Source organism: Nonomuraea sp. NPDC050663 (assembly GCF_044456985.1).
GTDB lineage: Bacteria > Actinomycetota > Actinomycetes > Streptosporangiales > Streptosporangiaceae > Nonomuraea.
The window spans coordinates 122,735-145,403 of record NZ_JBITGL010000014.1; the positions used below are offsets into that span (position 1 = coordinate 122,735).

Here is a 22,669-nt window from a genome sequence, read left to right on the forward strand (position 1 = left end):
ATCAGTATCCCATCAGGACGGGTTCGCGCTGCTCTTCGATCTGCACGGTCTTGTCGGGGCCCCGCTTGACGTGCCGGACCAGCAGGACCGCCTCGGCGATCGTGAGCGCGCCGTACAGGACGGTGAAGATCGCCAGGCTCGTCGCCACCTGGGCGGTGGTGACGCCGGGCGAGACGCTCGCGGCGGTCAGCAGCTCGCCCATGACGGTCCAGGGCTGGCGGCCGATCTCGCTGAGCAGCCAGCCGAAGATGACCGCGAGCCATGGCAGCGGCAGGGCCAGCAGGAGCATGCGGTTGAACCACGGCGGTGGCTGCCTGCGCCTGCGGGTCAGGAACAGGCCGAGAGCGGCCAGGCCCACCGTCGCCATGCCGAAGGCCTGCATGAGACGGAACGACCAGAAGACGACCGGGATGTTGGGCGTGTAGTCCTCAGGGCCGAACTTCGCCTCGAACTCCCGCTGCAGGTCCTCGGTGCCCTTGACCGTCGCGTCCGGGTCGTGGGCGGCCAGCAGGCTCAGCAGCTTGGGCACCTCCACGCCGGGCACGATCGTGAACGGCGCGCCGTCGGTGGTCTCGCTGAGCCCTTCCGCCGCGGCCAGCTTCATCGGCTGCTGGGTGTGGAGCAGTTGCGCCGACATGTCGCCGGTGCCCGCGACCACCGCCCCCGCGATGGCGGTCATCACCAGCGCGCCGCGCATCGCGCTGCGCCACTCGCCCTCGGTCTTCTTGATCAGGTGGTAGCCGCAGATCGCGAGCACGAAGCCGCCCGCCACGATGAACGAGGCCGCCACCACGTGCGGCACCTGCGCCAGCGCGGTGTCGTTGGTGAGCACCGCCCAGATGTCGGTCATCCTGGCCTTGCCGTCGACCACCTCGTAGCCCACCGGGTGCTTCATCCAGGCGTTGGCCGCGAGGATGAAGTAGGCCGACAGGTTCGAGCCGATCACCGCGATCCAGATCGTGGCCAGGTGCACCCGCTTGGGCAACCGGTCCCAGCCGAAGATCCACAGGCCGATGAAGGTCGACTCCAGGAAGAAGGCGAGCAACGCCTCCAGGGCCAGCGGAGCGCCGAACACGTCGCCCACGAAGATCGAGTATTCGCTCCAGTTCATCCCGAACTGGAACTCCTGCACGATGCCGGTCACCACGCCCATCGCGAAGTTGATCAGAAAGAGCTTCCCGAAGAACTTGGTCAGCTTGAGGTAGTGCTCCTTGCCCGTGCGGTGCCAGGCGGTCTGCAATCCGGCCACGAAGACGCCGAGGCCGATGGTCAGCGGCACGAACAGAAAGTGGTACACGGTGGTGATGCCGAACTGCCACCGCGCAAGATCCAACGCGTCCATTTTCCCCTCACGGGCTCTGGAGCTCTACAAGCTGTAGTTCATCTATCCCCAGTAGTACTACGTCTTGTAGAGCAAAGCGATGGAGGGGAACTGCGATCTTCCTCACATGAGCCCCCGCCGAGGATGCAACTGTCTCGCGCAGGACCTCGCGAGCGCGTCACCCGGCGGGCTGAACCCCGATCCGCCGCTCGGCGGACAACCGCAGGAACCACAGGGGCATCGACAACCAGGCGAGCAACCCCGGCACGGCGATGACGATCCTGGCGGCCGGGGGGACGGGCAGCAGGAAGGACGTGGCGAGCGCGGCGACCACGGAGAAGATCACCAGCACGCCGCACGCCACGGCCCACCGGCGCGTCACCCGGCTCAGCCCGGACGCGCGACGGCCCATGCCGATCAGCCAGGCGTGCAACAGCAGGTAACCGGCGACCGCCGAGAGGAACTGCACCGGCCACCACCACGCGGCCGGGGAGATGCTCAGGGCGGGCCTCGTCAGGGCGACGGCCACCATGCCGATCACGCCCAGGACGCGCATGACCCCGCCAGGCGGCAGCCGTACGCCAGCGGGATCATGCAGGCCGCCGAGAGGCCCCCCGCGATCTCGGCGGCGACGCCGACGGCGGGGGAGCGGGCGGCGTAAGCGGTCAGGAAGAGCACACTCGAGACGATGCCGACAATGCCGGCTGCCATGGCCCAGCGCCTCATGTGCCCAGTCTAGGTCGGCCCTACCTCACCCCGGCGGCCTTCAGATACGCCTGCAGATTGCCGAGCTCGAAACCCCGACGCTTGATCTTCTTCACCAGGATCCGGAAGTCACGGTCGAGATTGGGACGGAAGTGCAGCAGCAGGATGTCGCCCGGGCGCAGCCGCTTGTCGGGCACCTGATAGGCGATCTTCCCGCCCGGCTGCACCGTCGCCGTCCACAGCAGCAGCGCCTTCATCCCGCAGGCGCGCATCGCGTCGAGCGTCGCCTGGTTGTAGTTGCCGAACGGCGGCCGGAACAGGACCGGCCTCACGCCGATCTCCTTCTTGATCACCTTGGAGGCGCCGCAGAGCTCCTTCTGCTGCGCCTGCGCGCCGAGCAGGCGCAGGTTGGGATGCGTCAGCGTGTGGTTCTCGATGGAGACGCCCGCGTCACGCAGTTCCCTGAAATACCCCCACTTGCCGGCCCCCACGAACCTCGCCGTGCCCCCCGACTGATCGGGCGTGCCCTCCGCCTCCACCGCCTGGCGCGTCGCGAACACGGTGATCGGGATCCCCTGCTCCCGCACCTGCCGGACGAACCCCGGATCCTGCTCCCACCCGTCGTCGATGGTCAGGAACACCACCTTGCGCTTGGTCGGCACCGAACTGATCACCTCGGACGTGACCCTGCCCACCTCACCCGCCCGCGGCACCGCCCCCACCGGCCCGGCTTCGCGTGTCGGCGCACCGCTCCCCGGCGTCGCCTCGACCGTCGAACCACCCTGCGTCCCCTGCGCCACCGACTGAGCACACCCCGTCAGCACCACCAGCGCCCCGCACGCCGCCACTCGCCCCCAGAACATGGTCTTGGAGTCTAAAGGCCTATGGCACATGTTGCCGTTCAGCGACGCGGGCGGCGAACCCTAGAGTGTGCTGGGTGAAGGTCGCAGGCAGTGCCGTGATCGGCGCCGACAGAGAACAAGTGTGGGCCGCGCTCCAGGACCCGTCGGTCCTCGTGCGCACCATCCCCGGGTGCGAACGCCTGGAGGAGATCGGGCCCGACACCTACCGCATGACCGTCAGCGCCGGAGTCGCCACCATCAAGGGCGTGTACGACGGGGAGGTGGCGCTGTCGTCGCCGCTGCCACCGGAGAGCTTCGTCCTCAAGGCCAGGGGCGCCGGCGCCCCGGGGACCGTCGAGGCGACGGTGGTCGTACGGCTGAGCGAGGCCGACGGGGGGACCCGCGTGGACTACGACGCCGAGGCCGTCGTCGGCGGAGTCATCGGGGGAGTGGGGCAGCGCATGCTGGGCGCCGTCGCCAAGCGAACGGCGGGGGACTTCTTCGCGGCGGTGGAGGGGGTGCTGCTCGCGCCGTCGGGCTGGCCCGCTGCCGAAGGCGCGCTGGCCGGGCCCGAGGGGGCAACCTATCCGGGCCTGTCGTCAGGCGCCTCGTCGCCCGCCTCGTCGGCCGTCTCCCCAAGCCCCACCTCGGCCGCCACTTCGGGCTCCACTTCGGCACCCGCCTCCTCCCTTACTAACGCCGCCGCGCTCACCCCCGCCGCGGCGTCCACCGCTCCATCCACCTCCGCAGCGTCGCGTCCCACCGTCTTCCACCGCCCCACCGCTCCACCCTCGGCCTCACCGTCGCCCAACGCCCTACTCGCGGCCTTCGGCCTCGGCGCCCTCAGCGCCCTCGTCGGCGTCGCCGTCGGCTGGTTCCTCGGCCGCCGCCGCCCCCACTGACGGCTCGGTCCTCGCCGGTCGTGCGCCTTCGGCGCGGGTCGTGCTCGGGCTGTGCTCTGTGGGGGTGCGCCTGCGGCCCACCCCCACACCCCCGGACGAGGGGCTCCGCCCCTCGCGCTCCCCGATGGTCGCCCCAGTCCGACGGACCAAGACGAGGAAGGTCCCAAGTCTGGTTGGTGGTGATAGGCGATCAGTGATCGGGTGACGGGCTGGCCTGTTGTCTGGTTGTGCCAGATCACGGTGGTCAGGGTCAGGATGTTTGAGCGATTCTTGCCCGGCGCCTTTCGGAGTGCGGGCGCCGTGCACTCGAGGTCGAGCTGGCTTGAGGGTGTGGTTGACGCATTCGATGAGCTGGCGGACCGGCTTTGGGCGTATGTGGGCTGATCTTCTGCCCTGTTCCAGCGTCAAAAGTGGTCATCAACGTGGTCTCGGCCGCCGAGGCTCCCGCCGCCCTTGCCGAGCGCGGTAGCGGCCCGGCAAGAAGGCGTAGGCCTCGACATCGGACGTGGGCGGGGGCTCAGTCGGCGGGGATTTCGCACCCGCTTGTCAGGCCCTGCTGAAGGTGAGTGCATCGGGCAGGACCGCGAAGACCGACCGTAGTTCGGTCGCGAGAGCTGCGTGGGTGGGGGTGCCGGGTTTGGCGGTCCAGGCTCGCAACGCGGCGTGGAATGACGCGACCAGCAGGTCCAAGGCCAGCCTCGGCCGTGGGTCTGCCGGATCCAGGCGAAGCCTGCGCTGCAGGGTCGCCTCGATGGCCGCGCTGGTGCGGTCGCAGTACTGGAGCCCGTAGGCGGTGATCGATGGCGTGCGCTCGGCCAGTTCGCGGCTCTGCCGTACGCGGGTCACCCAGGCGCCGCTGTCGTCCATGCGTGTGAGGGTCATGAGAAGCGCCTCCTGCAACACCTCCAGGACGGGCGCGCCGTCGAAGGACAGGTGCTCGACGTCGTCCCGCAAGCCGTCCCACAGCGCCTCCAGCGGAGCGGAGGCGACCTGTTCCTTGCTGGCGAAATTCCGGAAGAAGGTGCGCTTGGAGACCTCGACGGTTTCGCACAGCTCGTCGAGGGTCACCCCGTCGAAGCCGCGCTCGGTGAAGAGCGAGAGGGCCGTGTCGACCAGCGCGGTCCTGGTTCTGAGCTTCTTCCGCTCTCGCAGCGGGAGCGTTTCCGGCGCGGACTCGGAGGAGGTGTCGGCGGTCATCTTCCAAGTGTAACGGGTGCGCAAACGCCCTCTATAGGCTTATGCTCCTCAGTGGCACTTTGTGTGGGATGTCTGAGGAAAGGATCGCCATGCGCGCCCTGATCGTTGATCGTTCCGTCCCCGGTGGCCTGCGGGTGGGGGAAGTGGCCGAGCCTGTGCCCGCCCCCAACCAGGCGCTGGTCCGGGTCACGGCCACCTCGCTCAATTACGGCGAGGTCAAGCACGGCATCGAGACAGCCGCAGAGGGGACGGTGCTCGGCTGGGACGCCGCCGGAGTCGTCGTCCAGGCAGCGGCGGACGGGTCAGGGCCCGCCGTGGGGACCCCCGTCGTGACCCTGGAGGAGAGCGGCGGCTGGGCCGAGGTCCGAGCGGTGCGTACCAACTGGATCGGCGTGGCGCCCGAGCATGCGGAGCCGGGCGCGCTCAGCACCATCCCGGTCGCGGCCGGCACCGCGCTGCGCGCGCTCCACCGGATCGGGCCCATCTTGGGACGCAGGATCCTCGTGACCGGCGCCACCGGAGGCGTCGGCCGCTACGCCGTCCAACTCGCCCGGCTCGGCGGCGCACAGGTGATCGCCTCCACCGGCGACCCCGCCCAGCATGGCGAGGCCTTGCGCGCTCTGGGCGCCCACGAGGTCGTGACTGGGCCTGCGCAAGCCGGCGGCGGGTTCGACGGCGTGCTCGACCTGGTGGGCGGCCCGCAACTCGTGGAAGCATTCGATCAGCTCGGCCAGGGAGGCACCCTGGTGGCGGTCGGGCACTCCTCGGGTGACGGCGAGAACTTCCCCTTCGGCGCCCTGTTCAGTGGGCCAGGACGGGACGATCGCTCGATCGTCACGTTCATGCTGATGTTCTGCGACGGGCTGGACAGGGACCTGGCCTGGCTGGCCCACCAGGTCGCGGACGCGGTGCTGAGCCCCGAGATCACGTGGCGCGGCACCTGGAACGACGTGCCCGAGGCGGTGAGCGCCCTCATGGAACGCCGTCTGCACGGCAAGGCGGTGCTCGACCTCACCTGACGGCCCTGCCGTCTCCGGGAGGCCGGCCCCGACCGGGGCACGTCGACGCGGTCCCGATCAGGTCTGGCTCCGTGCTCCCTTCACCTGATCCACGGGCTCTAGCTGGGCACCCATGAGCCTTCCCGCTGCTCGACGGCGGCGGGAAGCAGCCCGTAGGGGTCGGGGTGGATCTTGCGGACGAAGTCCATGAGTTCGACCCTGTGCGGTCGCAGCCGGATCAGCACGAAGTCGTTCCCGGCCGGGCCGTCCGGAAAGAACGCCTCCAACCCGTCCTGCCACCGAGCTACCCGTTCATCCTTGTCACGGACCAGTTCGGCGTCCGCTTGCAAGCACACATAGGCGAAGGCGGCCCGGTCTTCGACCGCATAAGTCACCATCCGATGACGTGAGATCTCGGCCGCCTTGCGAGATGCCGGGCTCGTCCCGATCCACACGGTCCCGTCGGCGTCAACACTGACGTGCTGGACGAGGCGACTATGCGGCTGCCCGTCGTTCACCGTGGTCAAGAAGCCATAGGGGTTGGCTCGCAACAGCGTCAACGCCACATCGAACAACTCGCCAGACACCGGTTGTCACTCCCCGTCATCTCCGATGATCATTAGTGTCCAGATCCTACTTCGCGGGAACCCGACCTGCTGGGCGGGGCGAACCAGGACTCCGCTGCGGTGATCGCCTGGTCCACCCTCCTCGGCGGCCTCGTGGAGGTGTCCTGCCGTGCCGGTCCAGATCCCGAGGCAACAACCGCCGCCTGCTGTCGGCAGGCGACGATCCTGCTCGCCTCGGCAGGACACCGTGCGCGAGGTGATCCACCGCTTCAACCAGATCGGGCCGGCCTGCCTGGACCCTCGCTGGATCGCGCGGGCGGGTCGATCTGGAGCTCCTCACCTCAGCCACGTGGAACAGCCCTAGCCGCGTACGTGCAGCCCGAAACCCGTGCGGCCCGCGGGCTCCAGTCCTTTTTTCAGATGGAGCGAGGGAATCTCGTAGTCGCCGAAGTTCTGCCGCCGGAACGCGATCGGTTCAGTCGACTCCAGGGTGAGCAGGCGCTGCTCCCAGGCCTTGGCGACGTCCGGGTAGTCCTCGCTGGTCATTCGGTCGGTGCCGTACAGCACGAACGGCGGCAGCACCTCGATGCCCGGGTAGTAGAGGATGCCGTGGTGGATCGGGAACAGCAGGTCGTCGATGGGGCCGTTGATCCCGCGAGCGGCGTAGTGCGACTCCGGTCCGCCGGCGGTCACCGACAGCAGTGCCTTCCTGCCCGCGAGGGTGCCTTCGCCGAAGCGCTCGCCGTACCTGGTGTCGCTGTGCTCGCCGACGCCGTACGCGAAGTGGTAGGTGAACACCCGGTCCACCCAGCCCTTGAGGATCGCGGGCATCGTGTACCACCACAGCGGGAACTGGAAGATGATGGTGTCGGCCCACAGCAGCTTCTCCTGCTCGGCGAGGACGTCCGGGGTGAGCGTCCCGGCGTCGAAAGCCCGGCCCGAGTCCAGGGCGACCTTCAGCGGACTCGAGGCGTCGGGGCCGTAGTCCGCGGCGTCCACGACCGCCTTCCAGTTCATCGCGTACAGATCGCTCACCCGTACCTCGTGCCCGGCGGTCTCCAAGGCCGACACCGCGAGATCCTTCAGCGAGCCGTTGAGCGAGTTCGGCTCCGGGTGGGCGTAGACGATCAGCGTCTTCATGGGAACTCCTTCAGATCGGGTGCCTTCGATTCTGGGAGCTGCGGCGCTCGGCGTTCAGGGGCGCCTCTTCCAGCGGACGGGACTTCCTGGTAATGGCAGGACCACCTTCACAGGCACTGCCGATGCCACACTGGGGGCATGGACGATCTCGCGGGCTTCCTGCGGACCCGGCGTTCCCGGGTCGACCCGGCTGCCGCCGGCATCCCCGCCGACAGCCGCCGCCGGGTCGAAGGGCTGCGCCGCGAAGAGGTCGCGCACCTGTCCGGAGTCAGCGTCGATTACTACGTACGCCTGGAGCAGGGCCGCGCGACCCAGCCCTCCGAGCAGGTCCTCGACGCGCTCGCCCGCGTATTCGGCCTCGACGAGACCGAACGCGGGCACCTCTACCGGCTTGCCCGGCAGCGCCGCCGCCACGCGAAGGCGCCGGTTGGGTGGGTCCGGCCGGAGCTGCTGCGGGTCCTCGACATGGTCGCCGGCGCACCCGCGCTGATCATGGACCACCGCCTGGACGTCCTCGCCGGGAACCGCCTCGCCTGGCTCCTCTACGGCCGGCCGATGCCGGGCCTGAACACCGCCCGGCACCTCTTCCTTGAGGAGGCCGAGCGCGGCCTGTACGCGGACTGGGACAGATGCACCCTCGACGTGGTCGGGCATCTGCGCCTGGCCGCCGGCAAATACCCCGAGGACCCTCGCCTGGCCTCACTCATCGGCGAGCTGGCGATGGGCAGCGAGCGCTTCCGCCGCCTCTGGGCCCGCGCGGACGTGCGCGCCCGCACGCACGGATGCAAGGCGTTCCGGCACCCGCTGGTCGGACTGCTGGAACTGCACCAGGAGAACTTTGCACTACCGGATGAATCGGGCATGGAGGTGCTGGTGCTGTCCGCGGTCCCCGGCAGCCCCGCCGAGGACGGGCTGCGTCTGCTCGCGGGCCTGGGCATGGACAGCGGTGACGCGCATCCCGCAGTGAACGCGCAGGTCCGCGAGTAACCCGACGACGCATGCCCGCCGCCGGAAACGCCTCACCGGCCTGATCGCGCCGGTCGGCTTCGTGGGCCTGATCCTCGCGTTACGGCGTGCTCCCGCCGCTTGCCGCTCAGAACCCGCCGATTCAGCCACACCATCGCCACCGTGGAGACGGCCACCACGATCACGCTCACCTCGAGGACGAGCCACTCCTGCGGCGTCGGTTCCTCCCTGGCCACCCGCGGCGTGATCGGATCCTGAACCATCTCCACTCGCGTCTGCCAAGGTAGGGGCGAAAGTTGATGATCCATGTCAAAAGTCATGAACGGGTACCTTACCGAACCTTGTCAAGTATCCGGCGATCGACACAGCGGTATGACGGCTGCAAGGCCTCGCCGAAAAGGATCTCCCGGCGTAGCGTGGGCATATGCGCCAGGCACGTGCTGAAGACGCCCGCATCGAGGCAAGACGAGTCATTCAGAATCTGCTCGGCGAGGAGCGGCCGACCTCGTCGCTGCTCATCGACGACGCGCGGCCGGTCATCGGGCCGGACCGTACCGCTCGCTGCGTGGCGCTCGCACTCGGCGCCTCCCTCACCAGGCGGTCGGCCGAGCTGGCCTCCATCGCCGCGCTGCTCGTGGGCACGCGGGAGCTGGGGGAGCAGTGGTGGACCCAGGCGCGTGGCGGGAAGTTGCCGCCGCCTCAGGAGGTGCTCGACACGGCCGCGGCGATCGAGCCGTGGACCGATCTGACGGTGCTGGAGATGCTGGCCGCCTGGATCGCCGACGACGCGGCCGACGCGTTGTGGGGGGCCGCGGTCGCTCAGGTCGACCTGAACTCGTGGCAGGCCGAGGACCGTTTCGATCTGCCGGAGGGCGCCAAGCCGGGGCAGCGGCTGGTGGTGCACTTCGACGCGGGAGGGCGGCTCGACGCGGTCGTGACACGGCGGCCGGACGAGGATCTGGGGTCCAACCTGGACTTCCAGTCGTTGCGTTACTCGCGGCCTGCCGAGACGCAGTGGAGTTGGGGAGTCGCCGCCGGGTTGGGGCCGCATCCGCTGCCGGGAGATGAGCCCGATCCGTATGCGCGGGAGGTGCCCGAGGAGGCGGTGAAGATCCTTTACGACTGGGCGTTCCGGCATGGGGCGACCTCCGACCTGCTCGGGGAGCGCTGGCGCACGGTCGGCGAGGTGGTGGGGGCGATCGAGCGGGCCGACTGGATGTGGCGCAGCGCCGAGTGGTTCGGGTGGTGGCGCGGTGCCTCGGCGCTGGTGGACGATTCGGGGTATCTGCCGCATCGGTTGCGGGAGCTGGCCGACGGTTGACGCGGGCGCTTCCCCGGCCGCTGGTCAGCGGAAGCGGCGCTTGCCCACAATCGCGAGCACCTCGCGCAGAGCGTCCGCCGCCTGCCGTACCGCCTCCTCCGGCACGCCCGCGACCACCTCCCCGTGCGCCCGCACGGACGCGTCGAGCGCCTGCGCGGCGATGTGCCGCCCCTCCGCCGTGAGCTGGACCCACCGGCTGCGCGCGTCGCCGGGATTGTCCTCCCGCTCCACGTATCCCGCCGAAGCCAGCCGCTGCAGCACGTTGCTGGTGCCACCTGAGGTGAGGTACAGCGACTTGGCCAGGTCGCTGGGCTTCATCCGATGCGGCGGCCCGGCGCGGTGCAGCGCGGCCAGCACGTCGAACTCGGCGTAGGTCAGCCCCAGCTCGGCCAGCTCCGCCTTGAGCGCCTGCTCGAAGAGGCCGCCGATGCGCGAGATGCGCTTGCTGAGCTCGAGGGTGGCCACCATCGACGGGGGCAGGCCCCGCGCCCATCCGGCGGCCAGCTCGTCGATCTCGTCCCTGTGCACCCTCCGAGGCTACAAGCCTTCCATATTGCTTTTAAGAAAGCTTTTCACTAAGCTAATCTCATGTTGATCATCAAGAACGGCACCGTCATCGACACCGAACCCGTCCCCGTGGTCCTGGGCACCGCCGATGTGCGCATCGTGGACGGGCGCATCGACGCCGTGGGGCCGGCTCTGCCGTACACGGAGGACGCCGAGGTCATCGACGCGACCGGCATGATCGTCATGCCGGGGTTCGTCGACGGCCACCGCCACACGTGGCAGGCGGGCCTGCGCGCCGCGGGCGGCGACATGGCCTTCGGCGACTACCTGGAGCGGGTCATCAACGGGGTCACCCACCGCTACCGGCCCGAGGACGTGCACGCCGCGAACCTGGCCGGCGCGCTGGAGTGCCTCGACGCCGGAATCACCACGATCCTGGACTGGTCGCACATCCAGCTCACCCCCGACCACACCGATGCCGCCGTGGACGCACTGCTGGAATCGGGCGTCCGCGCCGTCTTCGGCTACTGCGGCACGCTCGAAACGCTCCGGGACGAGGCGGCACGCGTGAGCGGACGGATCACGACCGTGCTGGCCGCACGCGGACCGGAGTTCATCGGGCCGGAGGCGGCCGGGCGAGAGCTGGAGATCGCGCGCGAGCTGGGCCTGCCGGTCAGCGTGCACCTGCGCAACGACGGACTGTACGGCGAGCGCACCAACTACGTGCACGGCGCGGCGTTCACCGGGGAGGGGCTGAAGCGGATCGCGGACTCCGGCGGCACGCTGTCGGTGTCGCCCGTCGTGGAGGCCAGGCTCGGCATGGGCGCCCCGCCGATCGTCGCCGCGCAGGAGGCGGGGGTCGTGGTGGGGCTCGGCGCGGACACGGTGATGTGCGGGCCGGGCGACATGTTCGGCATCATGCGCACCACCGCGATGCTGCCGGGACTGTCGACGCGGGACGTGCTGCGGATGGCCACGATCGGCGGCGCGCAGGCCGCGGCGGTCGGTCACGTCACCGGGTCCCTGGGCGTGGGCAAGCAGGCCGATCTGATCCTGATGCGGACCGACCTGGCCGGGCTGTCACCCGTGCACGACCCGATCGCCACGGTCGTCCTGGCCGCCGACACCCGGGCCGTGGACACGGTGCTGGTGGGCGGGAAGGTGGTCAAGCGCGGCGGACGGCTGCTTCGCGACGACCTGCCGGCCGCTCTGGAGGCCCTCGCCCGCTCGGCCCGGGACCTGGCCTTCGCCTGACCACGGCAGGCTCCTGGCCACCCCGGGAATCTGGACAAACCTCGCATGGTTGTCCATGGACGTGAAAGTGGAGATCTTCTCAGATGTCGTCTGTCCCTGGTGCTACATCGGCCACGTGCGCTTCGCCAAGGCCGCCGATCGGTTTCGCGCCAAGGGCGGCAAGGTCGAGGTGACCTTCCGCCCGTTCCAGCTCAGCCCGGAGGCCACCACCGAGGGGCGGCCGCTCCTGGAGGCGCTCGCGCAGAAGTTCGGGCCGAACGTGGCGCAGATGACCTCGCGGGTGCGTGAGGTCGGTGCGCAGGAGGGCCTGGAGATGAACTTCGACCAGGCCGTGCACACCGGCACGTTCGAGGCGCACCGGCTCATCGAGGTCGCCACCGCCCAGGGCAAGGGCCACGAGATGGCCGACGCGCTGTTCAGGGCGCACTTCACCGACGGGCTCAACGTGGGCGACCCCGACGTGCTGGCCAAGCTCGCGGCCGAGGTGGGCGTCAGCGACGACGGCGAGGGCGCCGCTCAGGTCGACGAGCAACTGGCCAGGGCGCGCGAGCTGGGCATCACCGGCGTGCCGTACTTCCTGTTCGAGGACAAGTACGCGGTGTCCGGCGCGCAGCCGGACGAGGTGTTCGACCAGGTCATCGACGAGGTGGCCGAGCGCACCGGCCAGGTGCCGCTGGCTCCCGCCGGCGACGGCTGCGACGACGGATACTGCGCCGTGTGATGACCTTGTCTTGGGGCGGCTCCGGGTAGGAGCCGCTCATGAGATGGTGGCTGCTCGCCGTACTGGCCCTGGCCGGATGCGGCGCCGAGACGAGTGCCGGGATGAGCGTGGCGGTGCCGACGCCGACGCCGACCGTGCAGATCGACTTCGACGAGGCCGCGGCGGCGGCGGCGAAGGAGGGCACGCCGACGCTGCTGCAGTTCACGCGCGGGCAGGCGCCGCCGCCGGTGTGGCTGGCCAGCGTGTACACCCAGGCGGGCAAGCTGACCGACCTGCGCATCGACGCGGCAAGCGGGCAGATCACGGGGCGCCAGGACGAGGGCGCCGACGACGCGGCCGAAGCCAAGGCCGAGCTGGCCGCGGCGAAGGTGAGCATGACGCAGGCGGTGGAGAAGGCCAGGCAGGCCGTTCCCGGCAAGCCGGTCGTGACCGCGCAGCTCGAGCAGGACGACGGGCGCACCTTCTGGGAGGTCGAGCTGGTCGGCGACGATCGGGTGGTGGGCGAGGTCGAGGTGGACGCGGTCACGGGCGCCGTCACCAGCAAGACGGCCACCCCGGGCGGCTGACGGACCGCGGGCGGAAGGCCGGTCGGCTCGCTGTCGCACCGCAGGTGGACTACAGCTGTGGTCGCCCGTTCCGTCGCGTGATCCACGCCCGCGCCCGTACCAGCCACGCCGGGGTCCACGACGAACCCTCCGTGCGCTCCGGCCAGATCCTGCTGTGCCGCTGGACCGCCGCTTCCACGAGGGAGGGGTGGAGCCGAAGCCAGCCGCCGGCCTGCCTCACGTGCTCACGCGGCTCCGTGGTCGTCACCGTGATCGACGTCACCCGTGCTTCGGCCTCCGTCTTGACCACCGCGAGCTCGATCGAGCCGACCTGCTCCCAAGGGATCAGCTGCGGCGGTTCGTCGCCCTTCGGCAGGTAGATCCCCACCGGCCCGACCCCCAAGGCCACCCGGCGGCGTAACAGCCGCCAGCTCTGGACGAAGATGAAGGCGCCGAAGCCGCCGGCGAAATGGAGGGAGACGGTGCTGCTGGTCACGGCGGTGTAGACCGAATACCCGATCGTGGGCGCCAGCGTCCACGCGAGTGCGCGGCCGCTGTAGCCGACGATGAGTGCGTTGTCCCCCAGCTCCCGCTTCGCCCCACGTTTCCGCAGCGGGTGTTTCACAAGGCGATGGTCCGTCAATCCGACGAATCCGGCAACCCCAGATGTCCGAGGATCAGAGTTCGGCGTCGGCGCGCCGGGCCGGGGAGAGTCCCAGGTTCCCCTCGCGGTGGTGGCGGCGGCACAACACCTGGTAGCGCACCTCCGGCTGGGAGATCTCCAGGTCCGGCAGGGGAGCGGGAGCGGGCTCGGAGGTGTCGGGCACGGTGTCGCCGATCACGACCTGCTCGCCGGTGCGCACCATGACGCCGTCGACGATCCTGGCGTTGAGCTGCCCGGCGCGCCCGCACCAGCACAGCACCTCCACCTGCAGCCTGCAGACCTCGTCGGCCAGCTCGAACAGGCGCTGCGCCGCGGGGAACATCACCGAGCGGAAGTCGGAGGCCAGGCCGAAGGCGTAGACGTCGACGCCCTGCTGGTCCACCAGATCGGCCAGCTGCTCGATCTGCTCGACGGAGTAGAAGCAGGCCTCGTCGCAGATGAGGTAGTCGACGCCGTCGTTCAGCTTGACCAGCTCGATCAGGTCCATGGTGTCGGTGACCTCGATGGCCTCGAGTCCGAGCCCGATCCGGCTCGTGACCTGCGGTCCGCCGGACCTGTCGTGCTTGGTGAGCACCAGCCCGCGCCGCCCCTGGCGGCCGTGGTTGTAGTTCATCTGGAGGGCCAGGGTGGACTTCCCGCAGTCCATCGGCCCATAGAAGAACCGAAGCTGGCTAACCCGATTGAACTGCACTGATCCCCCTTTATGGTCATCGGGAGACTACCAAGGCGGTTGGCTACTCCTGTCACTACGTGGAAGATTTGTCCCAAGAGCAACAGGAGGAACCTTGCCAACGGAAACAGCGCTCGATGCCATGATGCGCACCGACGATCTCACCGCGCAGCAGGCCGACCAGGTGCGCTGGCGCTACGGCTTCCTGGTCGTCGTGATCGGGATCGTGGCCATCCTCGCCGCCTTCGGCGCGGCGGTCTTCGCCACCCAGGAGTCGGTGGTCCTCTTCGCGGGCCTGGCCGGGGTGGTCGGCACCATCATGGGCGCCTATTTCGGCATCCAGGCCGGCCAGTCCGGCAAGGCCAAGGTCGAGGCCGAGCTGGCCAGGTCGCAGGAGCTGGTCGTACGGCTCGCGGCCTACGTGGGCACGGAACACGCACCCAGAGTGATCGATGAGGTCTTGGGTAGGCGCAGGAATTAGCCGAAGTAGATACTGAGCCATGCGTAGCCTGCGTATCGGCGTCGACACCGGGGGCACGTTCACCGACGTGGTCGCGGTCGACGAGCACACCGGTGACCTGATCACCGTCAAGACCCCGTCGACCCCCGCCAACCCGGCCGACGGCTTCATGACCGGCCTGGCCAAGGTCGGCGACGTGGACGACGCCTCCGTCGTGCACGGCACCACCGTGGCCACCAACCAGCTGCTCGAGGACCGGATCGACGACCTCGGCTTCATCACCACGGAGGGTTTCGAGTACATCCTCGAGATCGCCCGGCAGAGCGTGCCCGACGGGTACGGCAACTCCTACTTCTGGGTCAAGCCGCCGCGCATCGTCCCGGTGCACCGCGTCAGGACCGTCGGCGGCAGGCTCGACCACCGCGGCGGCGAGGTGCGGCCGTTCGACGAGGCGCAGGCTGTCGAGGCCGCCCGCTGGTTCAGGGGACGCGGCGTGACCTCGATCGGCGTGTGCTTCCTGCACTCCTACGCCAACCCCGCCCACGAACGGCGCATGCGCGAGGTCATCGCCCGTGAGCACCCCGAGGCCGTGGTGAGCCTGTCGAGCGACGTGCTGCGCGAGTACCGCGAGTACGAGCGCTCGATCACCACCCTGGTCGACGCCGCCGTCAAGCCCGCCATGCAGCGCTACCTCGCCAACCTCTCCCAGCGCCTGGGACGGCAGTTCTCGGTCATGAAGTCCAACGGCGGCATCCTCAGCGCCGCCGAGGTGGTCCACCAGCCGATCACCACGGTGCTGTCGGGACCCGCCGCCGGAGCGCTCGGCGCCGCGCTCATCGCCTCCACCGCCGGGCACCCCAGCGTGATCACCCTCGACGGCGGCGGCACCTCCACCGACGTCGCCGTGGTCGTCGACGGCGAGCCCTCCATCACCACCGAGGGCTCGGTCGGCCGCTACCCGTGCAAGATCCCGATGATCGACATCGTCACCGTCGGCGCGGGCGGCGGCTCCGTCGCCTGGATCTCGCCCGAGGGCACCCTGAAGGTCGGACCCAAGTCCGCCGGGGCCGACCCCGGACCGCTCTGCTACGGGCGCGGCGGCACCGAGGTGACCGTGACCGACGCCCACGTCTTCCTCGGCCGCATCCCGCCGCACCTGCTCGGCGGGGAGATCCCCCTCGACGTCGAGGCCTCGCGGGCCGGGATCAACGCCCTCGCCGAGAAGCTCGACCTCACCCCCGAACGCCTGGCCGAGGGCATCCTGGAGATCAGCGCCTTCAACCAGTCGAACGCCATCCGCCAGATCACCGTCAAGCGCGGCCTCGACGTGCGCGACTTCCCGCTGGTCACCTTCGGCGGCTCCGGCCCGCTGCTGGCCTGCCGCCTGATGGACATCCTGGGCCTGCCCGCCGTCATCGTGCCGCCCGACCCGGGCACCGTCTCCGCGTTCGGCCTGCTCACCGTGGACGTCAAGAACGACTACGTGCGCACCTACGTCACCCGCGAGCTGTCGCTCGACAGCGCCGCCGACCTCTACGGCTCGCTGGAGCGCGAGGCGGCCACCGCCCTGGAGCGCGAGGGCTTCGACGAGCCCGTGTTCGCCCGCAGCGCCGACCTGCGCTACTACGGCCAGGCCTACGAGGTCAGGGTGCCCGCCCCGGCGGGCGAGATCTCCGAGGAGTGGCGCGAGGAGGTGCTCGACCGCTTCCACGAGGCGCACGAGAGGCTGTACGGCTACGCCTACCGCGACGATCCCCGTCACGCGGTCGAATGGGTCAACCTCCGCGTCTCCGGCATCGGGCCGATCACCCGGCCCCCGATCCGCCGCAGGGTGGCGCAGGACCTGCTCGCCGAGCCCGCCGAACCCGCCGAGCCCGCCGAGCCCGCCGTGACGCGCACGGTGCACTTCGAGCGCCACCACGACACCCCGATCCACCAGCGCCGGGCCCTCGGCCCCGGCGCCACGGTCACCGGCCCCGCGGTCATCGAGGAGTACGGCTCGACCGTCCCCATCCACCCGGGCTTCACCGCGACGGTGGACGAGTTCGGCAACCTGGAGATTAGACGTGACCACAGCTGATCCCATCTTGGTGGAAATCGTTGAGGGCACCCTGGCGAGCGTGGAGAAGGAAGTCGAGACCGCCATCGCCCGCACCGCGCGATCACCCATGATCCGCGACGCCCACGACTTCCGCGCCGGCATCCACGACGTCGGCCTCCGCAAGCTCACCGGCCGCAGCTACAGCGCCCTCGTCCAGCCGGTCGTGCGCGACTTCCCCGTCGAGACGATGAAGCCGGGCGACGTCTACTTCCACAACGACGTCTACCTGTCCGAGGGCGGCATCGGCCACCTGCCCGACCTGTGCGTCACCGTCCCCGTCTTCCACGACGGCCAGGTGGTCGCGTTCGTGCAGGCCTTCGGCCACCACGACGACATCGGCGGCGCCGTGCCCGGCAGCATGCCCTCGCACGCCAGGTCCGTCTTCGAGGAGGGCCTCATGGTCCCCCCGATCAAGCTGTGGGACCAGGGCGTGCCCAACGAGGCGGCGCTGCGCATCATGACCCGCAACTCGCGCATGCCCGACTCCCTGGCCGGTGACCTCGACGCCGAGTGCTCGGCCTGCCTGATGGGCGCGCGGCGCCTCACCGAGCTGTTCGACCGGTACGGCAGAGCCGCCGTCGAGGCCTGCTTCGACGCGATCATCGACAAGACGACGGAGACGTTCCGCCGCGAGCTGCTCGCCAAGATCCCCGCCGGGACGTACGTGTGGGAGGACTACGCCGAGCACGACGGCGTCGACGAGCCCCGCCTGCACACCCAGCGCATCACCCTGACCGTCGACCACGCGCAGGCGGCGCCGCTGACGATCGACTTCACCGGCACCTCGCCGCAGGCCAAGGGCCCGATCAACCACGCGGGCGACTACGCGGACGGCGTGTTTTTGAAGAAGTGGCTCGCCCCGATCCTGCGCAACCTCGCCGACACCCCCGAGCGCATGGCCGAGCTCGATGTCAACGAGGGCGTCGTGCCGCTGATCAAGATGGTCTTCCCGGAGAAGGGCACCCTGCTCACCCCGGTCTTCCCCGCGCCCACCAACGCCAGGACGTTCGTCATCCTGCGGCTCCTGGGCGTGCTGGCCGGGGTGCTGGCCAAGGCGACCGGCGGACGCATGCCCGCCGACCAGGAGACCATCCGCTACACCGGCGTCTACGGCTCCGACGCCGAGGGCGTGCCGTACCTGATGCGCGAGGTGCTGGGCGGCGGTTCCGGCGGCCGGTGGTACGCCGACGGTGAGGACACCATCCACGTGGTGCCCGACTCGCGCAACATCCCGGTGGAGTTCGCCGAGGCCCGCTGGCCCTTCCGCGTGGAGCGGCTGGCTCTGGCGTGCGACTCGGGCGGGCCGGGCGAGTTCCGCGGCGGGCTCGGCTACGACAAGCACATCAGGATGCTGCGCGACGCGTCGTACATGTCGATCGCCGACCGGTCGATCCTGTCGTGCTGGGGCGTCAACGGCGGCCTGGCCGGCAGGCCCTTCCGGGTGGACGTCAACGGCAAGGAGATGGAGGGGCTCGTCGACGACCACGCGGTCAAGGCGGGCGAGGTCATCAGGATCCGCACGACCGGGGGCGGCGGCTGGGGCTCGCCGTACGACCGCGATCCCAGGAAGGTCGCGGCCGACGTGCGCGACGGCAAGGTGTCGATCGCCGGGGCGCTGGGTGACTACGGCGTGGTGCTGGAGGACGGCCGGGTCGACGAGGTCGGCACGGCCGAGCTGCGCGCCACGATGAGGGCGGGCAAGCGTGCCTTCTTCGACCGGGGGCCCGGCTACCCGAAGCTGGCCGGCGGCCGTACGAACGCGGACGTCGACGAGCTGTAGCGCCCGCTGCCCGCCGCGGGGCCGTCCTCGACCCGAACCGCCCCCGGCATCGGTCAGATGTCGTCGGCGGTCCACTCCGTCAGGCCGTAGGTCTGCGCGAGGGGCCGCCACGCGTCCACGAACCGGCGCTTCGCCTCCTGCGCGCTCTCCGAGTGCGCCAGCCCGCGCCGGTAGTCGCGGTCGCCCGCCACCGGCCCCGTGCACCCGCCGTCCTGGTAGCGCCGCGCCCACGCGTGGAAGGCGGCGTCGGCGCGGTGGGAGGAGTCGAGCGCCTCGACGAGGGTCCGCTTCACCGCCTCCCCGCCGGCCAGCGCCGTGACGTCGAGTTGCCGGGCCTCGGCGAGCTGTTCCCGGCGGCTGGCGGTGATCCGCGCGATGTCCGTCACCCCCGAACGTTCGCACCGCCCGGCGGCCGTGATCGCCTCGGAGAGGCTGCTGCGGCTCGAATGGCTGCCCGACAGGAGGGCCTCGACGGCCTCGGCCTGCGGCGTGCCGTCGTCCTGCGCCGTCTCGGGTGTCGTCTCGGTGGTGGTCTCGTCCGTCTCGGGAGCGGCCTGGGTCCGCTCCACGTGCGAGGGCGACGGCGCGGGCGGCGGCTGCTGCGCCGCGACCCCCTGCGCCTGCGCCTGCCGCTCGCCGGGCGGCTCGCGCGTGAGGATCCACCAGCACGTGCCGAGCGCGGCCGTGACCAGCACCGCGCCCATGGCCGCGCGCGAGAGCGCCCTGCGGCGTTGCCGCCGGTAGCGCACCAGGTCCTCACGTGGTTCCGCCGGCGACTGGCCCGCCAGGGTGGCGCCGCAGCGGGGGCACGCGGTGAGGTGGCCGACGGCGGCGCCGCAACGCCCGCACATCAGACCTTTTGCCAATTCCTCCATAAATCAACCTTCTGCGACAATTCGCCGGTGTCGAATATTTGTTATTGACGCTATTTGATAACAAGGATCGGAGTCTTGGGCGGCTTTTCCTATGCTTTACCTGTCGCGAAGGTGAGGGAGCCCATGACGAACCCATCCACGGCTGACGTGCTGCATCAGTCGCCTCCTGGCGGTATGAGGGTCATGGGGAACACCACGCGATATCTCAGCGCGGCCGCTTATCTGGATGCCGGATTCCGCGACCGCGTGCTGGCCGAAACGCTCCTCGACCCCTTCAGGGCAATTTCACCGTCATATGGCGGTTTTGACCTTGTGCCCGTTATTTACCATTGCAGGCGTTCGCGTTCCATGCTGCTCGTGCGCGACGCGGTCATCACCGCCTGCCTCGTGGCGGGCCTGGTGCTGAGCCCCCTGCCCACCCTGGGATGGATCTCCACCCTGCTGCCCTTCGCCCTGCTGTCCCTCGACCGGGTGCGCACGGGCTCGCCCGTCCTGCGCGCCGTCCTGTGGGTCTGGGCCGCGATGACGATCCTGCAGGTCGTGCTCTCCGGCGTGCTGCTCCTGCTGCTCGACTCGCTGACGGCCACCTTCGGCGTGCGGCGCGACCCGTTCGGCGGCGACCCGGCGTCGGGACCGCTGCTCGAGGAGTTCGCCCTCTCGCTGCTGGTGCCCCTGGCGGCGGTGGGCGTGGCGCTGGCCTACCGGTGCGCGGTCTACCTCACGCTCGCCGGCGGGCTGCGGCCCGGCAGCCCGGCGCCGCCCGCCTACACCACCGACTACAAGCTGCGCGGCCGGCTCGCCTACATCGAGCAGGCGCAGTGGGGCAACATCACGATGTACGCCACCGAGGACCCGTTCATGGGCGCCGGGGTGGTCACGCGCACCTGGTCGATAGCGGTCGAGCTCGACCGGGTGCGCCGGGGCGGCACGGCCGAGGCCCGCAGCACGATCCAGGAGTCGCCGGTCGACATCGACCCCGTGGAACTGCACGGGTTCGTCCGCCGGCGGCTGACCGACATGCGCGAGCGGGTCCTGCGCCCCTGGGAGGGCATCCACCACCTCGACATCGGCGACCAGGTGGTGGTGCGCGGCGTGTTCACCGTCGCCGACTGGAGCCGCCGCCAGGCGCCCCACCCGATGCTCGGCAAGGACGGCCTGCCGCGTCACCGGGCCACGCCCGAGGAGATCGCCGCCATCATCCGCCACCCGCAGGGCGGCGTGCGCTATTACCAGCGGGTCACGGTCAGCAACACCGGCCAGGAGATCCGCGACGCGTCGGACCACCTCGTGGCCCCGGCCGCCGACCAGGAGGCGCTCACCTCGGCGTTCATCTACCTCGCCGTCGAGGGGCGCATGCTCTACACGCAGTTCGTGGTGACCGTGCTGCCCCCGGCGAGCCCGCCGTACCACGTGGTGGACCAGCTGCCCGTGGCGGGCAGCGGCCGCATCGCCTGGGAGGCGCTGGCGGCCGTGCGGCTGACGATCCTGCGCGACGCGCTGGCCGCCCCGTGGCGCCTGGCCCGCTCGGCCGTGCAGGCCGTACGGCAGGGCATGTCGGCGCCGGTGCCGGGCGATCACCCTGTCTACCCGTACGGCGCGCGCTTCAGCGTGCGCGAGCTCGGCGCGAGCCCCACCCTGCAGACCTTCGTGCAGAGCCTCGACGTGTCGAAGTACACCCGCATGATCGAGCAGCGGCTGACCGAGGCGGTGCTCGACTTCCTGGAGGAACGCCAGGTCGACACCGGCGCCTACCGGCTGCAGGCGGCCGGGGTGACGATGAACACCGTCAACGTCGGCGCCGGCGCCTCGGTCGGTCCCATCGCCGTCGGCCACCACGCGGCGGCGACCGTCAACACCGGCCAGAGGGGCGGAGCGGCATGAACACCGTCAACATCCACGGCGGCGAGGTCAACGGTCCCATCGCCGTCGGACCGCACGCCAGGGCGAGCGTCACCCACGCGGGCGCCTCCCCTGAGCGGAGCGAGATCGCGGCGCTCCTGGACCGGCTGGAGCGCCTGCTGGCCGAGCACGCCGGGCAGGTGCAGGAGCCGGAGAGGGCCGCGCGCGACGCGGGCGACGTGCGGCAGGAGCTGGCCGAGGCCGACCCCGACCGGTCGCGCGTCCTCGACGCGCTGCGCAGGCTCTCGGTGCGCGCCGGCGAGGTCACCGCCATCGTCGAGGTCGTCGACCGCATCCGCGAGCTGCTTGGCTGAGCCGCCCCCGCCGCTATGGTCGTCTCCTACCGCTCAGGAGGAGACCGTGCGCATCGCCATGGCCGGACTGGCCACCAGCCACCCCTACGCCGACGCCCGGACGCTCGCCCGTCACGGCGAGCTGGCCGTCTGGGAGCCCGACGCGCAGCGGCTGGCCACCTTCACCGAAGAGCACCCGTCGGCCGCGGTGGCCGCCGGCCTGGAGGAGCTCCTGGCGCGCGACCTCGACGGCATCGTGCTCACCGTGCCCACGCCGCTGGTGCCGGCCGCGCTCGGGCCGGTTCTCGACGCCGGCGTGCCCGTCTTCATCAACAAGCCGGCCGCCGCCACCCGCGACCAGCTGACCGCGATCGACAAGCTGATCAGGCCGTGCGCCGAGCGGGTGCTGTCGAGCTCGGTGCTGCGCTTCGCGCCCGCCTTCCGCGACCGCTCGGTCGATCCCGCCGACGTGCTGGCCGTACGGGCGACCGTGCGTCACGACGTCGGCATCTGGGCGACCGGCTACAACCCCTGGCAGGACACCCCGGGCGAGGGTGGCGGCACGCTGGTGACGATGGGGGTCCACGGCGTGGAGCTGCTGGTGGCGCTGCTCGGCCCCGAGGTGAGCCTGGTCGGCGCGGCCGGGGCGATCAGGCACTACGACACGCTGCGCTCGGAGGACACCGGTGTGATCGCGATGCAGTGGTGGGGGAGCGGCATCCCCGGCACGGTCGAGGTGCTCGGCGTCAGCGAGGAGGAGTCCTACACCGTCACCGTCCACACCAGGAACGGCGCCGAGGAGATCGTCATCGCCGGGGATCTGGGTTACGAGGGCACCATCGACGCCTTCCTCTCGATGGTCGGCGGCGCCCCGAGTCCGGTCCCGTGGGAGCAGACCCGGGCCATCCTCGACGTCCTGGTCAGCGCGCGGGAGGCGTAGGG

General features: G+C 70.4%; 24 protein-coding genes. 13 read left to right on the plus strand and 11 right to left on the minus strand.

From position 1 onward, the window contains the following. Window position 1: 1 nt before the first annotated feature. From ACIBH1_RS34800 to ACIBH1_RS34815, 4 genes are all read right to left on the minus strand, one after another. The gene (locus ACIBH1_RS34800; RefSeq protein WP_397318248.1) at window positions 2-1,342 is read right to left on the minus strand and encodes a cytochrome ubiquinol oxidase subunit I; all 1,341 of its coding nucleotides are present in this window, start codon (window positions 1,340-1,342) and stop codon (window positions 2-4) included. Between the two features lie 157 nt (window positions 1,343-1,499). Next, window positions 1,500-1,877 (minus strand): hypothetical protein, encoded by a 378-nt coding sequence (locus ACIBH1_RS34805; RefSeq protein WP_397318249.1) that lies wholly within the window; start codon window positions 1,875-1,877, stop codon window positions 1,500-1,502. After that, window positions 1,859-2,047, minus strand: a complete 189-nt coding sequence (locus ACIBH1_RS34810; RefSeq protein WP_397318250.1) for a hypothetical protein — start codon at window positions 2,045-2,047, stop codon at window positions 1,859-1,861. Before ACIBH1_RS34810 ends, ACIBH1_RS34805 begins: the two co-directional genes overlap by 19 nt. A gap of 20 nt (window positions 2,048-2,067) precedes the next feature. Continuing rightward, the gene (locus tag ACIBH1_RS34815; RefSeq protein WP_397318251.1) at window positions 2,068-2,889 is read right to left on the minus strand and encodes a polysaccharide deacetylase family protein; all 822 of its coding nucleotides are present in this window, start codon (window positions 2,887-2,889) and stop codon (window positions 2,068-2,070) included. Between the two features lie 74 nt (window positions 2,890-2,963). On the opposite strand from ACIBH1_RS34815, the gene ACIBH1_RS34820 reads away from it, so the two are divergent. Continuing rightward, window positions 2,964-3,770, plus strand: a complete 807-nt coding sequence (locus ACIBH1_RS34820) for a carbon monoxide dehydrogenase subunit G (RefSeq protein WP_397318252.1) — start codon at window positions 2,964-2,966, stop codon at window positions 3,768-3,770. A 546-nt stretch (window positions 3,771-4,316) separates the two neighbouring features. Here ACIBH1_RS34820 and ACIBH1_RS34825 read toward each other — a convergent pair. Further along, complete coding sequence (locus tag ACIBH1_RS34825) at window positions 4,317-4,967, minus strand: TetR family transcriptional regulator (protein WP_397318253.1); 651 nt, start codon at window positions 4,965-4,967, stop codon at window positions 4,317-4,319. A 68-nt stretch (window positions 4,968-5,035) separates the two neighbouring features. Between ACIBH1_RS34825 and ACIBH1_RS34830 the strand changes: the two genes are divergently transcribed. Continuing rightward, window positions 5,036-5,986 (plus strand): zinc-binding dehydrogenase, encoded by a 951-nt coding sequence (locus tag ACIBH1_RS34830; protein ID WP_397318254.1) that lies wholly within the window; start codon window positions 5,036-5,038, stop codon window positions 5,984-5,986. Window positions 5,987-6,084: 98 nt separating this feature from the next. Here the strand turns inward: ACIBH1_RS34830 and ACIBH1_RS34835 are convergent, their stop codons facing one another. After that, window positions 6,085-6,552: a pyridoxamine 5'-phosphate oxidase family protein gene (locus ACIBH1_RS34835; protein ID WP_397318255.1), complete on the minus strand. Its 468-nt coding sequence runs from the start codon at window positions 6,550-6,552 to the stop codon at window positions 6,085-6,087. Between the two features lie 339 nt (window positions 6,553-6,891). Continuing rightward, on the minus strand, window positions 6,892-7,671 hold the full coding sequence (locus ACIBH1_RS34840; RefSeq protein ID WP_397318256.1) for an NAD(P)H-dependent oxidoreductase: 780 nt from the start codon (window positions 7,669-7,671) through the stop codon (window positions 6,892-6,894). Between the two features lie 138 nt (window positions 7,672-7,809). Between ACIBH1_RS34840 and ACIBH1_RS34845 the strand changes: the two genes are divergently transcribed. Together ACIBH1_RS34845 and ACIBH1_RS34850 are read left to right on the plus strand one after the other, a co-directional pair. Further along, complete coding sequence (locus ACIBH1_RS34845) at window positions 7,810-8,658, plus strand: helix-turn-helix transcriptional regulator (RefSeq protein WP_397318257.1); 849 nt, start codon at window positions 7,810-7,812, stop codon at window positions 8,656-8,658. Between the two features lie 403 nt (window positions 8,659-9,061). Next, window positions 9,062-9,958, plus strand: a complete 897-nt coding sequence (locus ACIBH1_RS34850; RefSeq protein ID WP_397318258.1) for a hypothetical protein — start codon at window positions 9,062-9,064, stop codon at window positions 9,956-9,958. A gap of 24 nt (window positions 9,959-9,982) precedes the next feature. On the opposite strand, the gene ACIBH1_RS34855 is transcribed toward ACIBH1_RS34850, so the two are convergent. Next, a complete protein-coding gene (locus ACIBH1_RS34855; RefSeq protein WP_397318260.1) occupies window positions 9,983-10,486 on the minus strand; it encodes a MarR family winged helix-turn-helix transcriptional regulator in 504 nt (167 codons plus the stop codon). A 60-nt stretch (window positions 10,487-10,546) separates the two neighbouring features. Between ACIBH1_RS34855 and ACIBH1_RS34860 the strand changes: the two genes are divergently transcribed. From ACIBH1_RS34860 to ACIBH1_RS34870, 3 genes are read left to right on the plus strand one after another with little or no spacing between them, the layout of a single operon-like run. Beyond that, the gene (locus ACIBH1_RS34860) at window positions 10,547-11,719 is read left to right on the plus strand and encodes an amidohydrolase family protein (protein WP_397318261.1); all 1,173 of its coding nucleotides are present in this window, start codon (window positions 10,547-10,549) and stop codon (window positions 11,717-11,719) included. A 55-nt stretch (window positions 11,720-11,774) separates the two neighbouring features. Continuing rightward, window positions 11,775-12,440, plus strand: a complete 666-nt coding sequence (locus ACIBH1_RS34865) for a DsbA family protein (protein ID WP_397318262.1) — start codon at window positions 11,775-11,777, stop codon at window positions 12,438-12,440. A gap of 38 nt (window positions 12,441-12,478) precedes the next feature. After that, on the plus strand, window positions 12,479-13,006 hold the full coding sequence (locus ACIBH1_RS34870) for a PepSY domain-containing protein (RefSeq protein ID WP_397318263.1): 528 nt from the start codon (window positions 12,479-12,481) through the stop codon (window positions 13,004-13,006). A gap of 49 nt (window positions 13,007-13,055) precedes the next feature. Here the strand turns inward: ACIBH1_RS34870 and ACIBH1_RS34875 are convergent, their stop codons facing one another. Together ACIBH1_RS34875 and ACIBH1_RS34880 are read right to left on the minus strand one after the other, a co-directional pair. After that, entirely contained in the window at window positions 13,056-13,610 is a 555-nt protein-coding gene (locus tag ACIBH1_RS34875; protein WP_397318264.1) for a hypothetical protein, read from the minus strand. A 52-nt stretch (window positions 13,611-13,662) separates the two neighbouring features. After that, window positions 13,663-14,340, minus strand: a complete 678-nt coding sequence (locus ACIBH1_RS34880) for a thymidine kinase (protein WP_397318265.1) — start codon at window positions 14,338-14,340, stop codon at window positions 13,663-13,665. Window positions 14,341-14,434: 94 nt separating this feature from the next. On the opposite strand from ACIBH1_RS34880, the gene ACIBH1_RS34885 reads away from it, so the two are divergent. From ACIBH1_RS34885 to ACIBH1_RS34895, 3 genes are read left to right on the plus strand one after another with little or no spacing between them, the layout of a single operon-like run. Further along, window positions 14,435-14,800, plus strand: a complete 366-nt coding sequence (locus ACIBH1_RS34885; RefSeq protein ID WP_397318266.1) for a hypothetical protein — start codon at window positions 14,435-14,437, stop codon at window positions 14,798-14,800. Between the two features lie 19 nt (window positions 14,801-14,819). Next, complete coding sequence (locus ACIBH1_RS34890) at window positions 14,820-16,859, plus strand: hydantoinase/oxoprolinase family protein (RefSeq protein WP_397318267.1); 2,040 nt, start codon at window positions 14,820-14,822, stop codon at window positions 16,857-16,859. Between the two features lie 10 nt (window positions 16,860-16,869). Continuing rightward, window positions 16,870-18,660, plus strand: coding sequence for a hydantoinase B/oxoprolinase family protein (locus ACIBH1_RS34895; RefSeq protein WP_397318268.1), 1,791 nt, complete (start codon window positions 16,870-16,872; stop codon window positions 18,658-18,660). Window positions 18,661-18,713: 53 nt separating this feature from the next. Here ACIBH1_RS34895 and ACIBH1_RS34900 read toward each other — a convergent pair whose 3' ends face one another. Beyond that, window positions 18,714-19,535: a hypothetical protein gene (locus ACIBH1_RS34900; protein WP_397318269.1), complete on the minus strand. Its 822-nt coding sequence runs from the start codon at window positions 19,533-19,535 to the stop codon at window positions 18,714-18,716. A gap of 357 nt (window positions 19,536-19,892) precedes the next feature. Between ACIBH1_RS34900 and ACIBH1_RS34905 the strand changes: the two genes are divergently transcribed. Genes ACIBH1_RS34905 through ACIBH1_RS34915 form a run of 3 tightly spaced genes read left to right on the plus strand, consistent with a single transcriptional unit; the run spans window position 19,893 to window position 22,667 of the window. Then, entirely contained in the window at window positions 19,893-21,416 is a 1,524-nt protein-coding gene (locus ACIBH1_RS34905) for a hypothetical protein (RefSeq protein ID WP_397318270.1), read from the plus strand. Further along, window positions 21,413-21,748, plus strand: a complete 336-nt coding sequence (locus ACIBH1_RS34910; protein ID WP_397318271.1) for a hypothetical protein — start codon at window positions 21,413-21,415, stop codon at window positions 21,746-21,748. The genes ACIBH1_RS34905 and ACIBH1_RS34910 overlap by 4 nt, the downstream gene beginning before the upstream one ends. Window positions 21,749-21,794: 46 nt before the next feature. Beyond that, a complete protein-coding gene (locus ACIBH1_RS34915) occupies window positions 21,795-22,667 on the plus strand; it encodes a Gfo/Idh/MocA family protein (protein WP_397318272.1) in 873 nt (290 codons plus the stop codon). Window positions 22,668-22,669 lie beyond the last annotated feature (2 nt).